This window comes from Helicovermis profundi, from assembly GCF_033097505.1.
Lineage (GTDB): Bacteria > Bacillota > Clostridia > Peptostreptococcales > Acidaminobacteraceae > Helicovermis > Helicovermis profundi.
This window is the reverse complement of the sequence record NZ_AP028654.1, coordinates 2666689-2682407: the sequence shown is the minus strand read 5'-3', so window position 1 is coordinate 2682407 and position 15719 is coordinate 2666689. Positions and strand designations below refer to the sequence as shown.

Genomic DNA, 15719 nt, shown 5'->3' with positions numbered 1-15719 from the left:
TTTGGAGGTTAATATGAATATAACTGTTGTAATACCTACCTATTGGGGGCGTAGTAAAGATGAAAAATGGAAAGAAGGAGATGCTGTATATGATCATCCCACGTATTTAAATGGAGAAGATACTTTAGGGAGAACTCTTGAAAGTATGAAAACTCTTGAAAATAATCAATTTAAATTAATTATTCCAGTTTGTCCTACATCAGATGAAGTTGAAGAAGAAGCAGAAGAAAGAGTTATGGAAATTGTTAAAAAAGCAGATTTATCTTTTCCAACATACTTATTTACGCAAAAAAATCTTAGAGAAATAAAAAAATTATTAAAAGAAAAGGGTTTAAGTGAAAGGACTAATAGTTTACTTAATTTAAAAGGCTATTCGAATGTAAGAAATATGTGTTTATATTCTTCGCATATATTGGGTTCTGATGTAACCATATTAATAGATGATGATGAAGTTTTTGAGAAACCTAAATATATTGATATGGCAGTTGAATATATTGGTAAAAGGATTTACGGAAAAGGAATATACGGTGTAGCAGGATATTATCTAAATAAATATAATGAGTTTTATGATGATGTTGATATAGTACCATGGATGACCTATTGGAATAGATTTGGTTCAAAAACGAAAGCTTTTGATAAAATTATTGGGTGTGACCCAAGAATTAAAGTAACTCCATTTGCTTTTGGAGGAGCTATGGTTATTCATAAAAACTTGCTTCAAATAGTGCCTTTTGATCCAGATGTAACAAGAGGAGAGGATATAGATTATTTAATTAATGCAAAAATGTTTGGATTTGATTTTTTCTTAGATAATAAATTAAGTATTAAGCATTTACCACCAAAGAAAAATCACCCTATTTGGAAAAGATTTAGAGAAGATATATATAGATTTTTATATGAGCAAACTAAAATTAGATCTCAATATGAAGTAAATAATATGACAAAAGTTACTTCAAAGGATTTTGAACCTTATCCTGGTGATTTTTTATCGGATGATTTAGAAGATAAAATTTATAAAACAAATGTATTACTAGCTTTAGAGTATTTATCAGATGGTGATGTTGAAGGTTGTAAGGAATCTTTAAAAAATATCTATTTAAGTAAATATGAAGCTATTCCAAAAAAAGATCCATTTACAGAGTATAGAAGGAAACAGAAAGATTGGGTTGAATTAATAAATGTAACAATAAATGAAAGAATGAATGTTAGAAGGATTATTGAAGGTAATAATCTTACAAGGATTGAGTATAAAATCGATAGTGAAAAATATAAGAATATTTCAAAAAGAGTTATAATTGATAATCTCAAAAAATTTGATGACTTTAAACAGTTTGATGATGATGAGATGAAAATCTTCTCTACAATAACTAATATGAGAGCCTATAATGAAAGTGGAGTCATTTTTAAAGAAGGACAAACTGATTTAGAATTATTCTTAGTAATGAGTGGATGTATTAGAATATTAGAACATAACAATAAAAAAGAAGAAATTGTTCTTGCAAATGTTTGTACAGGAGGAGTTATTGGAGAAACATTTATGGTCAAAACAATGTATAATGTAACTGGTGTTGCAAATGAATTTACTGAAGTTATGGTTTTAAAGAAAGCTGACCTAATGAAATTAATACAGACGAATCCTGTGTTAGGCAATAAATTATTACTTGTATTTTTGGATAGATTATACTATAAATTAAATAGGAGTAATATTCAGTATAAAGAAAAAATTATTCAAGAAGAGAGTTTATCTGAAATTGAATAATAATAAGAGTTATATTAAAGGGGTGTAAAAGGATTAATGAAAGTTAAAAAAGCTATAATACCAGCTGCTGGATTTGGAACAAGATTACTGCCAGCAACAAAAGCAATTCCAAAGGAAATGATTCCAATTGTTGATAAACCAGCTATACAATATATAGTTGAAGAGGCTATTAATTCTGGTATTGAAGAAATACTTATAATAAATGGAAGAAATAAAGATTCAATAGAAAATCATTTTGATATATCATATGAACTTGAAAGCGTTTTAAGAGAAAAAAATAAAACAAAGCTCTTAAAGATTTCTGAAGATATTTCAAATATGGCTAATATACACTTTGTTAGACAAAAGGAAGCAAAAGGATTAGGTCATGCAGTGCTTTGTGCAAAGGCATTTGTAGGTGATGAGCCATTTGCTGTTCTTCTTGGGGATGATATTGTAGATAATGATTATCCTTGTTTGAAGCAATTAATGGATGTATATGAAAAGTACGAATCTTCAGTAATTGGAGTACAAACGGTAAATAGAGATCAAGTTGATAAATATGGAATAATTGATGCAGAAAAAATTGACGAAAGGACATATAAAGTAAAAGATATGGTTGAAAAACCAGATATTGAATCTGCACCATCTAACGTGGCTGTACTTGGAAGATATGTACTAGATTCAGAGATTTTTAATATATTAGAAAAAGTAGAACCAGGAAAAGGCGGAGAAATTCAATTAACTGACGGTATACGTGAACTTATGAAAAGTAAAGATGTATATGCTTACGATTTTCTTGGAACAAGATATGATACTGGTGATAAATTAGGCTTTATTAAAGCAACCATTGAACTAGGATTAAAACATGAAGAAATTAAAGACAATTTAAAAGAATACCTAAGTTTATTAGCAAAAAAATTATAAAGCTTTAGATCTATAAGTTTAATAATTTCACTCTAAATTATTTACTTTTATTAATAATGTATATACACATGCAATTGTATAAAAAAAACAAGTGTATATACATTGTTTTTTTGTGAAAAATTAATATTAACGCTGAAAAGGTTTGAAATACTGTGCTTTAAAAAAAACATTATATTTTTAATAACTAAATTGACATCGTGTATATTGTATACTATACTGTAATTGTATGCAGAATATAACTATTTTTTGTGAGGAGGCATTATTAAATGACTAAAAAAGTTTTTAAAACTATGGACGGAAATACAGCTGCAGCACATGTTGCTTACGCTTTTACTGACGTAGCTGCTATTTACCCAATTACACCATCATCTCCAATGGCTGAGTATGTTGATGATTGGGCAGCACACGGAAGAAAGAATATTTTTGGACAAACAGTTCAAGTTTCAGAATTACAATCGGAAGGTGGAGCATCTGGTGCTGTTCATGGATCGCTTCAAGCGGGAGCATTAACTACAACATTTACTGCATCTCAAGGTTTACTTTTAATGATTCCTAATATGTATAAAATTGCAGGAGAATTATTACCAGGAGTATTTCATGTAAGTGCACGTGCGGTTGCATCTCATGCTTTATCAATTTTTGGTGATCACTCAGACGTAATGGCTGCAAGACAAACTGGATTTGCACAAATTGCTTCTGGTTCAGTTCAAGAAGTTATAGATTTAGCTGGAGTTGCTCATCTTTCAGCAATAAAAACAAGAGTTCCATTTATTCATTTCTTTGATGGCTTTAGAACTTCACATGAAATTCAAAAAGTTGAATTAATAGATTATAGTGAATATGCAAGATTAGTTGATTATGATGCTGTAAATGAATTTAGAAAAAGAGCACTTAATCCGGAGCATCCTGTTACTAGAGGTACAGCTCAAAATCCTGATATTTTCTTCCAAGCTAGAGAAGCTTGTAATAGTTATTATGATAGAATTCCAGAAATTGTTGAAGATTATATGAAAGAAATTTCAAAAGTTACTGGCAGAGAGTATGGCTTATTTGACTATACAGGAGCAAAAGATGCAGAAAATATTATAATTGCAATGGGTTCTGTAACTGAATCTGCTGAAGAAACTGTTGATTACTTAAGTGCTAAAGGAGAAAAAGTTGGTCTTGTTAAAGTAAGATTATTTAGACCCTTTGCTCCAAAATATTTATTTGATATTATGCCTAAAACAGTTAAGAAAATTGCAGTACTTGATAGAACAAAAGAGCCTGGCTCAATTGGAGAACCATTATATCAAGATATTAGAACTGCTTATTATGATGTAGAAAATTCACCTATAATTGTTGGTGGTAGATATGGTCTTGGTTCAAAAGATACTACACCATCGCAAATTAAAGCTGTATTTGATATGTTAAATGGTGAGCCTAAAAATAACTTTACAATTGGTATTAATGATGATGTTACTCATTTATCATTAGAAGAAAAAGAGTATATTGTAACTGAAAAACCAGGAACAGTAAGATGTAAATTCTGGGGACTTGGTTCTGATGGAACTGTTGGAGCTAATAAAAATGCAATTAAAATTATTGGTGACAATACTGATATGTATGCACAAGGTTATTTCTCGTATGATTCTAAAAAATCTGGTGGAGTAACTATTTCTCACTTAAGATTTGGTAAAGAAAAAATTCAATCAACATATTTAATTGATGAAGCGGATTATGTAGCTTGTCATAATCAAGCATATGTTGATCAATATGAGATTCTTAAGGGACTTAAAAAAGGTGGTACTTTTGTACTTAACTGTAAATGGAATGATGAAGAAGTAGAAAAAAATCTTCCTTCAAATCTTAAGAATTATATTGCTAAAAACGAAATTAAAATGTACACAATTGATGCAACTAAGATTGCTGTTGAAATTGGACTTGGAAATAGAATTAATATGATAATGCAAGCTGCATTCTTCAATTTAGCAGATGTTATTCCAGTAGAAGACGCTGTTAAATATCTTAAAGAAGCAATTGCAAAAACTTATGGTAAAAAAGGTCAAAATATTGTTGATATGAATCATAAAGCGGTTGATCTTGGACTTACTGCAGTTAAAGAATTTAAAGTTCCTTCTTCATGGGCTACTGCTATGGATGCACCTAAAGAAGAAAACAAAAAAGAAAGACCAGATTTTATTAAGAATATATTAGAACCAATTAATAGACAAGAGGGAGATTTACTTCCAGTTTCAACTTTTAAAGATATTGAAGATGGTACATTTGAAAATGGATCAGCTGCTTATGAAAAAAGAGGAATTGCAGTAAATGTACCTGAGTGGTTAGTTGACAACTGTATTCAGTGTAATCAATGTTCGTTCGTATGTCCACATGCTGCAATTAGACCATTCCTTTTAACTGAAGAAGAAGTTAAAAATGCACCAGAGGGATTTGAAGTTAAAAAGGCAATGGGTAAAGGACTTGAAGGATTATCGTATAAAATTCAAGTTTCAACACTAGACTGTACAGGTTGTGGTAACTGTGTTGATATTTGTCCTTCAAAAAATAAAGCTATCGTTATGAAACCGCTTGATACACAGGTTGCAAAAGAAGTATCAAACTGGGATTATGCAGTATCACTTCCAGTTAAAGATGATAAAATGCCTTTAACAACTGTAAAAGGTTCACAATTTGCACAACCGTTATTTGAGTTCTCAGGAGCTTGTGCAGGTTGTGGAGAAACTCCTTATATGAAAGCTGTTACACAATTATATGGTGATAGAATGATTATAGCTAATGCTACAGGTTGTTCTTCAATTTGGGGAGCATCAGCACCTACTACACCTTATACTAAAAATCAACATGGAAATGGACCAGCATGGGCAAACTCATTATTTGAAGATAATGCTGAGTATGGTTATGGTATGGCTATTGCAGTAAAAGCAAAAGTTAAAGCTTTAAAATCGCATATTGAATCATTACTTACATTTGGAGTTTGTGAAGAGTCAAAAACTGCTTTTGAAGCATGGTTAAACGCTAAGACTGCTGAGGAATCAAAAGCTTCTAGTATTGAAGTACTTAGAATATTAGATTCTGTAAAAGTAGATAGTGATGATGCTAAAAAAGATTTAGAGTTTATTAATAATAATAAAGATTATTTAATTAAAAAGTCAATGTGGATTATTGGCGGTGACGGATGGGCTTATGACATCGGTTATGGTGGACTTGACCATGTTCTTGCATCAGGTGAGAATGTAAATGTACTTGTATTTGATACAGAGGTTTATTCAAATACTGGTGGACAAGCATCTAAAGCTACACCTACTGCAGCAGTTGCTAAATTTGCAGCTTCTGGAATGAAAGTTAAAAAGAAAGACCTTGGAATGATTAGTGCAACTTATGGTTATGTTTATGTTGCTCAAGTTGCAATGGGAGCAGATAAAAATCAATTCATGAAAGTTCTTAAAGAAGCAGAAAGTTATGATGGACCATCATTAATTATTGCTTATGCTCCATGTATTGCTCATGGAATTAAAGCTGGTATGGGTAAAACAATTGAAAGAGAAAAACTTGCTGTACAAGCAGGATACTGGCATTTATGGAGATTTGACCCAAGACTTAAAGAAGCTGGACAAAATCCATTTATCTTAGATTCAAAAGAGCCAACACTTGATTTTAAAGATCATTTAGTTGGAGAGGTAAGATATGCAACACTTCAAAATCAATTCCCAGAAGAAGCAAAAATATTATTTGCTAAAGCTGAAAAAGAAGCAAAAGAAAGATATGACGGCTATGTAAGAATGGCAGAAATGAAGTATTAGTAATTAGATTAAAAAAAGGCGCAAAGACATTAGTCTTTGCGCCTTTTTTTAATTATTTTTCTAGCTTATATATAAAATATTTGTTAGAATTAATCAGGTGGTGAAAAAATGTTTATTCATAAATCAGTAAGATTAAGTGGTGATGCTATAAAAGCATATAGATATTTCTCGGTTTCATCTCTTGCGAGTAAGTGGTTAAACGAAGAAATACAAATAAGTTTAAAAAATAAGACTTTTGATTTTAAAAATAGAATTATAAAATCTACAGCAATTGCTAGTTATAAAAGAGAAAAGAATTTATCGATTAACATAGAAACGTATAATGGGAATAAAACTTTAGTAGAGTTTTCTTTTATGAAATGTGGTCCAAATACTGAGTTTTGTACAGAAATACACTTAATTCAAAAAGAATTTGAAGAAACAAAGGATCAAGATACAATTAATTTTTTTAGTAAGTTTTGGGACGAAAAATTAGATGCATTAAGAGAAATTTTTAATAAAGAATGGATTATTGAAGATGATGATATATCACTTCCTTATTTTAAAGGGTCGAAGCTTTAAAGTAAATGAATGTTAATCGCTTGTTTGAAAGAAGGGGTAATATGATAATTAATATTCCAAATTATGATGAAATTCATATTAAAAATATTGTTTTTGATATGAATGGGACAATTGCTGAAAATGGAATTATTGATGAAGAAAATAGACTAAGAATACTTGAACTTTCAAAGATATATAAAGTTTTTATTCTTACAGCTGATACCTATGGAACTATTGAAAGATATTTTACTGATACAAAAGTGTGTGTTAATATATTAAAATCGTCGAATGGTACTAAAGAAAAAAAAGAATTTATTGAGAAAATTGGAAAAACTAATACAATTGCAGTAGGAAATGGGTCCAATGATGCTGAAATGATTAAAACAGCGAAGCTTGGTATATGTATAATTGGAAGTGAAGGTGCATCAAAAAAGGCACTACTAAATAGTGATATTATTTTTAATTCTTTTAAAGATGTATATAAAGCATTAATGAACACAAAGAGGATTATAGCTACTCTTAGAGAGTAAAGGAGAAAAAATGAATTATAAAATCAAAATTATCTATGATGGAACAAAGTATAAGGGATGGCAAAGACTTGGGAATGGAGAATTAACTATTCAAGGTAAAATTGAAGAAATTCTTACAAAATATTTTCGTATTAACGTAGAGATTATTGGAAGTTCAAGAACGGATGCGGGTGTTCATGCTGCAGGACAAATAGCAAATTTTCATATAGATAAAGAACTAAATCTACAAATGTTTTTAAAAGAAATTAATCATTATTTACCCGAAGATATTTCTATTACGACCATATCAAAGGAAGATGAAAGATTTCATTCAAGGTTTAATGTAAGTAAAAAAGTTTATAGATATAGAATTTGGACATCAAGTATAGGAGATCCCTTTAATAGAAAATATTACTATCAAATTGAGGATGAACTTGATATTGATAAAATGAAAAGCGTAGCTGAAGTTTTTACTGGAATACATGATTTTACAACATTCACTAATGCAAAATCAAAGAAGAAATCCATGGAAAGAGAAGTTTACAAAATAGATATTATTAATAAAAAAAGTTATATTGATGTTGTTTTTACAGGAAATGGATTTTTATATAATATGATTAGAAGAATGATGACTATTATAATTGATGCAGGTTTAAATAATATTAATGCTAAAAATGCAAGAAGGATGCTTGAGGCGAAAGATAGAAGTTTAGTTAAATATATGGTGCCTGCAAAAGGATTAATGTTAATGGAAATCAAATACTAATATTAAAAATACTTATAAAAAAAAGCTCTAGCGTCAGAACCAGCCGCGATGAGCCTTTTTTTTATAAGTATTTTTATGCCTTGAAAAGAGTGTATACCTAGTAATGTTGAATTAAAGATTATTTATGTTAACTCGTTTAGCTAAAGCTAAACATTGAGGACAAGATGTTTTAAAAAAGCTCTAGCGTCAGAACTAGCCTGGGTGAGTCTTTTTTTTATAAGTATTTTTATGCCTTGAAAAGAGTATATACTTAGTAATGTTGAATTAAAGGTTATTTGTGTTAACTCGTTTAGCTAAAGCTAAACATTGAGGACAAGATTTTTTAAAAAAGCTCTAGCGTCAGAACTAGCCTGGGTGAGCCTTTTTTTTATAAGTATTTTTATGCCTTGAAAAGAGTATATACCTAGTAATGTTGAATTAAATATTATTTATGTAAACTCGTTTAGCTTTGCTAAACATCGAGGAATCAGATGTAAAAAAAAGCTCTTAGCGTAGAATCTATGCTAAGAGCTTTTTTGAAATATTGTTAAAGTTTTTGTGTTTCAAGTGATTTTTCGTGTATTGTATTTAAGTTTTTCATTTCTTTTTTTAGCATTAAACCACTTATAAGTGTTGATATGAAATCTGAAAGTGGATAAGATAACCAAATTCCTGTTAATCCTAAATTTCCTATTTTAGGTAAGATAAGAACTAATGGAATAAATATAATTAACTGTCTAAGCATTGATAAAAACAGTGAAGGTTTTGATTTACCAAATGCTTGAAATATTGAGGCACTAATTATTTGAATACCTACTATTGGAAGCATAAATACTATAAATCGTATAGCGTAGCTACCAATTGAAATAACTTCGGCATTATCAGTAAATATCATAAATGCGTATTTGGGGAAAGAAAAGGCAAGTAGAGCACCTGTACTTGCAAAAACTATTAGAGTTTTTATTGATAATTTTATTACTTCATTTACTCGATCGTATTTTTTTGCTCCATAATTAAAGCCTGCAATAGGTTGAAGTCCTTGTACTACACCAAACATTGGCATAAATAAGAACATAATTAATCTATTAATAATTCCATAAGTTGCTATCGCAATATCTCCGCCGTAGAATGCCAATGAATGATTTAGTATAATTGCAAGGAAACTTCCTCCTACTTGTCTTACAAATGAAGGTAATCCCACAGTGATTATTTCTATTACATATTCACCCTTTAATTTTAAATGGTGTGGCATTATATTTAACATACTCTTTCCAGAATACATATATTTTACTATATATAGAAATGACATAAATTGAGAAATAATAGTTGCCAGAGCTGCTCCTTTTATTCCCATATGAAAACCAAATATTAGTATAGGGTCAAGTATAATATTTAGACCAGTACCAATAATCATCGATACCATTGCGACTTTTGCATTTCCTTCAGATCTTACTAAGTTATTTGATGATACTGCAAATGAGAAGAATGTACTACCAAGTAAAATTATTGTTAAATAGTCTTTTGCGTATGGCATAAGTGTTGGAGTTGCTCCAAAAAGTTTAAGAAGAGGAACAATAAAAATTGAACCTAAAATTGAAAATACTAGAGCGATTATTACTACTAATACATAAGAATTTCCTGCATAGTAGTCAGCTTTTTCTTTATTTCCAGCTCCAAGACTTCTTGAAATCGCAGAAGCTGCTCCTATACCAATCATCTGGGCAATTGCCATAATAAGCATTTGTATTGGAAAAGCAATAGTGAGTCCTCCTATTGCGAGAGGTCCAACGCCCCAACCGATAAAGATTGTATCGATTACGTTATAAAGAGCATTTACGGTCATACCAATTGTAGCAGGTAGAGATAATCTTAAAAGCAATTTATTTATTTTTTCTTCAGATAACATTTTATTTCTATTTTCCATGTTCGCACCTATTTTCCTCATGGTATTTAATTGCGTTTTCGCTAATTGTATTTAAAGTTTTAATGAAAATTTCAAAATCGTTTTGACTAATGTTATTAAGAATAATACTATTCCAATTTTTTTTAATTTTACTTGTTTCTTTTTTTAATTTTAAAGCTTTTTCTGTTAAATTTAAGTTATAGCTTCTTTTATCATTTTCTGAAGGTATTCTTGTAATATATCCATTTTCAAGGAGCTTTTTTACTACTTTTGCAGTAGTTCCTTTATCTATATTTATTATTTTAGATAAAGTATCTTGATTAATGTTGGGATTTCTATATAAAACCATTAAGTGCATAAACTGGCCACTTCCTAAATCATAGCCTTTAAGGTTGTTTTTAAGATAAATATGGCTATATCTTGAAATTACAGAAATTTCTTTAATAAAATGATAGTTTTCTTGATTCTTTATTTTTTTTTCTAACTCGTTAATATTGATACTATTGTTATTAATTGTACTTACCTCCTTATTATATAGTTGCGCTTGCAACTATATAATACAATAAAACAGTTGCAGATGCAACTGTTTTATTGTAAATATTCTTGTGGTTTTTAAAGAATGACTTCATCAAATAGTTTAGGTATGATAATATCAACATTTTTTTGCTTTTCAAGTTCATTTTTTAATTCATTTTGTGAGTCAGACTCACCATGGACTATAATTATTTTTTTTAAATCTTCAATATGATTAGTCCAATCAAGTAGCATGTTTTTATCAGCATGACCACTAAATCCTGATATGCTATAAATTTGAGCATTAACTTTAATAGTTTCATCTAAAATCTCTACATTATCAAAACCGTTTAATATTTCTCGTCCGAGTGTTCCTATTCCTTGGTAACCAATAAAAATAACTGTTGTAGTAGGTTTCCATAGATAGTGTTTTAAATGGTGCTGAATTCTACCAGCATCGCACATTCCACTTGCTGAAATAATAACTTTGGGTTCAGATGAATGATTTAATTTACTTGAAGCTTTTATTGACTCAAGATATCTAATGTTTTTAAAACTTAGTGGATCTTGACCTTGGTCATATTTTTTCGAAATGCTTTCTTTTAAATAAATGTGATTTTCTTTAAATACTTTTGTAGAGTTTATAGCTAAAGGTGAATCTATATAAATTGGTATTTCTAAGAATTTTTTAATTCCATAATTTTTAATATAGTATTCTTTTAATTCATAAATAACTTCTTGAGTTCTTCCAATTGCAAAAGAAGGGATTATTATTGTTCCACCTTTTTCAATTGTCTTATCAATTGCATTAATTAGTTGTTTCATTCTAAGATCAATATTTTCATGAATTCTATTTCCATAGGTGGATTCGATAACCAAATAATCTGAATTACTTAGCGGTTTTAAAGGATTAAGAAGTGCATTTCCACTTGATCCAAGATCACCTGAAAAAACGATTTTTTTAGTTTCGTTATCTTCTTTAATCCATATTTCAATAAAGGATGAACCTAGTAAATGTCCTGCTTCATTAAAACGAACACTTATATTGTCATTAATCTCAATTTTTTTATCATAGTTTACTGGATAAAAATACTGAAGAGCAACGTAAGCATCATCAATACTGTATAAAGGTTCTATTAATGGTAGTCCTGCTCTTTGTCTTTTTTTATTATCCCAAATTGCATCTTCTTCGTGAATATGAGCGCTATCTTTGAGTAGTAGAGAACATAAATCGGAAGTAGGCCTTGTACAAAAGATTTTACCTGTAAATCCATTTTTAGTGAGAAGAGGTATCCTTCCACTATGATCAATATGAGCATGAGTTAAGAGCATAAAATCAATTTTTTTAGGATCAAATTCAAATTCAGGTGTATTATTTTGTTCTTCATTTACACCTTGAAATTGTCCGCAATCAACTAAAAAACTTAGATCACTAGTATCAACTTTATAGCAAGATCCTGTAACTGTTTTTGCAGCACCTAAAAATGTAATTTTCATAATAAACTCCTTTTAATTAATAGTAAAAATTTGTATCTACAAATGATTTAGTCAAAGATACTAAAATCAATATTATTAGTCTATTTATACCCTTTATATTAAAAATAAACTTAAAAAAAAGCAAAAACTTTAATTTTACAAACTAAAGTTTTTGCCTTTTTGAATATTTGTTCTTTGACTATAATTTAATTATTTTCTTTTTGCGAATGCAAGTATTGCACCAAGAGCAATTGATAAAAATGCAGCTGCAAGAACTCTGTATTCAGCTGGAAGTAAGAAAGTTATTGTATGTGCAGGTATCCAAAACAGTGGAATTGTTTTAACAATAACGAATGAAACAAAACTATCCCAATCAATTGTTTTAGCAACGCTTGAAATATTAGGGTTTTTACCTTCGTATTTCATATCAATAAATGTATCAGTAAATCTATGGAATGCCATCATAGTTGGTGCAAAACTAAGATTCATAATTGCACTTGTGAAGAATGCGAATAATATTGGTGCTCCGCTAAGAAGTAGTCCTTTACCTTGAGCTGCAATAACGCCAGCTGCATAAATATTAAATATTAAAGTAATTACTATTCCAAGAAATCCCCATACACATGCTTTTGCAATTAAACCATTATGTTTTTTATAATTGCCACCAACAATTCTACCAGCTAAAAGTTCTCCCATAGTAGCTAATATAGCAAATTTTAAAAATCCAACAAAATAGGGATGACTAGCTGTAGCAGAAATAAATACTTTGTGAGTTGATGGAACTACTAATAATAAAATAATTGCAATAAGTGAACCAACCCAAATAAAATCACCTTTTTTCATATTTCCTCCTTGTTAATAGAAGAATTAAAATAACTCTTCTATATATTTTAATACTTATATTATACTAAAAAATTGTACGACTTACACATTTTTTTTAAAGTATTCACTTTAAGCAGTAAAAGTACACTATAGACAAAAAAGTTTTGTTTTAATGTTAACAAATTGACACTAAAATGTTTGAAACCTATGATATAATATAAACAAGAAAAATTACATAAAAGCAGGAGGGATAGTTAATGAAATTTTTAAAAATACTTGAAAAAAGAAAGTCAATTAGGGAATATAAAAGTAAAAAATTGTCCGATTCTCATTTTGATTTAATTGACTCACTTTCAAATAATTTACCAAATGCAGTTAAAAATCAAGGATTAGAAGTTAACATTTTTAAGGATGGAAGTATTATTTCTGAAAAACTTGATGGAATTATAGGATATCATGGTATTATGATTAAAGCACCACATTACCTTCTTATTTTTGGAGACGAAAATGAAGTAGCTTATAAAATGACAGGTTATTTAGGAGAATGGTTAGTATTAAAGCTTACCAAAGAAGATATTGGAACATGCTGGATTGATGTAGGTGCAAATGACAGATTAATTAAAGAAAAACTTAATTTAGTATCACATAAATCAGTACTTGGAATAATAGCGCTTGGTTATCCTAAATCTGATGCAAGAGTGTCTTCAATTTACGCAGAAAATGACGATAAACTAATTTCTGAAAATAGAAAAGGGTACCCAAACACAGATATTGAGTATAAAGACAATATTGTAAGTAGAAGAAAACCTATTGAGGATATTGTATTTTTATCTAAATGGGGCAATAAAATTACTGCTGAAGAATTAGATACTAGAAATTATGATGAAGTATTTTATTATATGAGACTTGCTCCATCTTGGACAAATAGACAGCCATGGAAATTTATTTTAGATGGAACAAAAATTATATTATATATTGAAAGTTCAGAGCAAGAGAATAATAATTATGAATTGATTGAATCAGGAATAGCTATGCTTTATTTTGAAGTAGCTATGCATGGGCAAGGTATTCCAGGATACTGGAATTTAGAAAAATTAGAGGATGAGAAAAAATATGGTGCTCCAGATAATTATTATTATATTGGGTATTATACTTTTTAAGAGGTGAAATGTGAAAAAAGTTAGAATAGGTATTATTAGTTTCTTTGTAGTAGTAGTTGCATTTGTATTAGTTTTTAAGATTACAGCAGATAATAAGAAGTCAGAAGCACTTGAAAAAATGAGAAGTGAAACGAGTATACTTATTAAACTTGATAAAGAAATTAGAATAATAGAAAAAAATAATGAAGAAAATATTTTAAAATATATTGAAGAGGCAAGAAAAGAAAGAGCAGAAAAAGTTAAAAAATATATAATAGAAAATACCTATTATATAAAATCAAATAACGTTAGAGCTACTTTAATCAACAATAGTTCAAGCGAATTTACTGTATTTAATAAAGGGGATACATTAGTTCTTATTAATGGTGAAGATCCATCTAATGTAGTTGTTAGAAAAAAATATAATGATTTATTAGAATACACATTAGATACAAAATATATTACAAAAGATTTATCAGAAATGATTCATAAAAAATACAAAAATGTTGATTATCAAAAATTTGATAAGACTAAAGGATACCCAGATAATCCCTACGTAAATGTTAAAGGTGTATATGTAACTGGGCACAGTGCATCAACTAAAAGAATTGATAAATTGATTGATCTTGCTAAAAATACGGATATTAATACTTTTGTAATTGATGTAAAAGATGATAATGGAAATTTATTGTTTTATTCAAAAGATGCAGAAAATATTACTCCAGTCGCTAATAAAGTGACTTATATTAAAGATATTGAAAGTTTTGTAAAAAAATTAAAAGATAATAATATCTATTTAATTGCAAGGATTGTATCATTTAAATCTCCAAGATATGCAAAAGAACATAGAGATAGAGCCATTACTTATCAAAATTCTTCTCAGTTATACGTAAATAATGGAATGATATGGTCGTCTCCATATGATAGAAAACTTTGGGAGTATAATGTTCAGATTGCAAAGGATGCAGCAAAAGTTGGATTTAATGAAATTCAATTTGATTATGTAAGGTTTCCAGCATCTGGTGGTGGTAAATTAGATAAAAATTTAGATTATAAGAATTTACTTAATGAAAACAAGACTGAAGCAATACAAAATTTTTTAAAGTATGCATATAAGGAATTAAGTCCATACCATGTTTATATTTCTGCTGATGTATTTGGATGGAGTGCTTCAACTAGTGGTGATGTAGGAATTGGTCAGCAATGGGAAGCTCTGTCAAATGTAGCTGATGTTATTTCACCAATGATTTATCCAAGTCATTATGGAGAAGGAAATTATGGTTTATCTGTTCCAGATGCATTTCCATATGAAACTGTTGATAGATGCGTGAAAGATGCAATAAAAAGAGACGAAAATTTAGTAACTCCAGCAAAAATTAGACCTTGGATTCAGGATTTTACAGCACCTTGGGTAAAAGGTCATATCAAGTATGGTGATAATGAAGTAAGACTTCAGATTAAAGCCTTAAAAGATAATAATATTAATGAATATATTCTTTGGAATTCTGGAAATTATTATCATGAAGGTGCGTTAACAAATTAATTTTATATTATATATTAATAAGGCAAGTATTCTGTAGAGTACTTGCCTTTACCATTGCAAA

12 protein-coding genes are annotated in these 15719 nt (G+C 29.0%); 8 read left to right on the top strand and 4 right to left on the bottom strand.

Features of this window, described 5'->3' with window-relative positions; genetic code table 11:
* Positions 1–13: 13 nt before the first annotated feature.
* The 6 genes from AACH12_RS12175 to truA all read left to right on the top strand — a co-directional run bounded on the left by AACH12_RS12175 (position 14) and on the right by truA (position 8283).
* Positions 14–1759, top strand: coding sequence for a Crp/Fnr family transcriptional regulator (locus AACH12_RS12175; protein WP_338535661.1), 1746 nt, complete (start codon positions 14–16; stop codon positions 1757–1759).
* Positions 1760–1795: 36 nt separating this feature from the next.
* Complete coding sequence (galU, locus tag AACH12_RS12170) at positions 1796–2665, top strand: UTP--glucose-1-phosphate uridylyltransferase GalU (protein WP_338535660.1); 870 nt, start codon at positions 1796–1798, stop codon at positions 2663–2665.
* A 266-nt stretch (positions 2666–2931) separates the two neighbouring features.
* Positions 2932–6468, top strand: a complete 3537-nt coding sequence (gene nifJ / locus AACH12_RS12165) for a pyruvate:ferredoxin (flavodoxin) oxidoreductase (RefSeq protein ID WP_338535659.1) — start codon at positions 2932–2934, stop codon at positions 6466–6468.
* Between the two features lie 108 nt (positions 6469–6576).
* Complete coding sequence (locus tag AACH12_RS12160; RefSeq protein WP_338535658.1) at positions 6577–7029, top strand: hypothetical protein; 453 nt, start codon at positions 6577–6579, stop codon at positions 7027–7029.
* A 41-nt stretch (positions 7030–7070) separates the two neighbouring features.
* Positions 7071–7538, top strand: a complete 468-nt coding sequence (locus AACH12_RS12155; RefSeq protein ID WP_338535657.1) for an HAD family hydrolase — start codon at positions 7071–7073, stop codon at positions 7536–7538.
* Positions 7539–7548: 10 nt separating this feature from the next.
* On the top strand, positions 7549–8283 hold the full coding sequence (gene truA / locus AACH12_RS12150; protein ID WP_338535656.1) for a tRNA pseudouridine(38-40) synthase TruA: 735 nt from the start codon (positions 7549–7551) through the stop codon (positions 8281–8283).
* Positions 8284–8809: 526 nt separating this feature from the next.
* Here truA and AACH12_RS12145 read toward each other — a convergent pair.
* The 4 genes from AACH12_RS12145 to AACH12_RS12130 form a co-directional block, all read right to left on the bottom strand.
* Positions 8810–10186, bottom strand: coding sequence for an MATE family efflux transporter (locus AACH12_RS12145; protein WP_338535655.1), 1377 nt, complete (start codon positions 10184–10186; stop codon positions 8810–8812).
* Positions 10176–10715, bottom strand: a complete 540-nt coding sequence (locus tag AACH12_RS12140; RefSeq protein WP_338535654.1) for a MarR family winged helix-turn-helix transcriptional regulator — start codon at positions 10713–10715, stop codon at positions 10176–10178. Before AACH12_RS12140 ends, AACH12_RS12145 begins: the two co-directional genes overlap by 11 nt.
* A gap of 62 nt (positions 10716–10777) precedes the next feature.
* Complete coding sequence (locus AACH12_RS12135) at positions 10778–12175, bottom strand: MBL fold metallo-hydrolase RNA specificity domain-containing protein (protein WP_338535653.1); 1398 nt, start codon at positions 12173–12175, stop codon at positions 10778–10780.
* A 189-nt stretch (positions 12176–12364) separates the two neighbouring features.
* Positions 12365–12997 (bottom strand): hypothetical protein, encoded by a 633-nt coding sequence (locus tag AACH12_RS12130; protein WP_338535652.1) that lies wholly within the window; start codon positions 12995–12997, stop codon positions 12365–12367.
* Between the two features lie 236 nt (positions 12998–13233).
* On the opposite strand from AACH12_RS12130, the gene AACH12_RS12125 reads away from it, so the two are divergent.
* Together AACH12_RS12125 and AACH12_RS12120 are read left to right on the top strand one after the other, a co-directional pair.
* Positions 13234–14136, top strand: a complete 903-nt coding sequence (locus tag AACH12_RS12125) for a nitroreductase family protein (protein WP_338535651.1) — start codon at positions 13234–13236, stop codon at positions 14134–14136.
* Between the two features lie 10 nt (positions 14137–14146).
* Complete coding sequence (locus tag AACH12_RS12120; RefSeq protein ID WP_338535650.1) at positions 14147–15658, top strand: putative glycoside hydrolase; 1512 nt, start codon at positions 14147–14149, stop codon at positions 15656–15658.
* Positions 15659–15719 lie beyond the last annotated feature (61 nt).

Excerpts from the sequence above, each read along its gene's own strand:
- AACH12_RS12175 (WP_338535661.1), top strand. The coding sequence starts at position 14 with ATGAATATAACTGTTGTAATACCTACCTATTGGGGGCGTAGTAAAGAT.
- galU (WP_338535660.1), top strand. The coding sequence starts at position 1,796 with ATGAAAGTTAAAAAAGCTATAATACCAGCTGCTGGATTTGGAACAAGA.
- nifJ (WP_338535659.1), top strand. The coding sequence starts at position 2,932 with ATGACTAAAAAAGTTTTTAAAACTATGGACGGAAATACAGCTGCAGCA.
- AACH12_RS12160 (WP_338535658.1), top strand. The coding sequence starts at position 6,577 with ATGTTTATTCATAAATCAGTAAGATTAAGTGGTGATGCTATAAAAGCA.
- AACH12_RS12155 (WP_338535657.1), top strand. The coding sequence starts at position 7,071 with ATGATAATTAATATTCCAAATTATGATGAAATTCATATTAAAAATATT.
- truA (WP_338535656.1), top strand. The coding sequence starts at position 7,549 with ATGAATTATAAAATCAAAATTATCTATGATGGAACAAAGTATAAGGGA.
- AACH12_RS12145 (WP_338535655.1), bottom strand. The coding sequence starts at position 10,186 with ATGGAAAATAGAAATAAAATGTTATCTGAAGAAAAAATAAATAAATTG.
- AACH12_RS12135 (WP_338535653.1), bottom strand. The coding sequence starts at position 12,175 with ATGAAAATTACATTTTTAGGTGCTGCAAAAACAGTTACAGGATCTTGC.
- AACH12_RS12130 (WP_338535652.1), bottom strand. The coding sequence starts at position 12,997 with ATGAAAAAAGGTGATTTTATTTGGGTTGGTTCACTTATTGCAATTATT.
- AACH12_RS12125 (WP_338535651.1), top strand. The coding sequence starts at position 13,234 with ATGAAATTTTTAAAAATACTTGAAAAAAGAAAGTCAATTAGGGAATAT.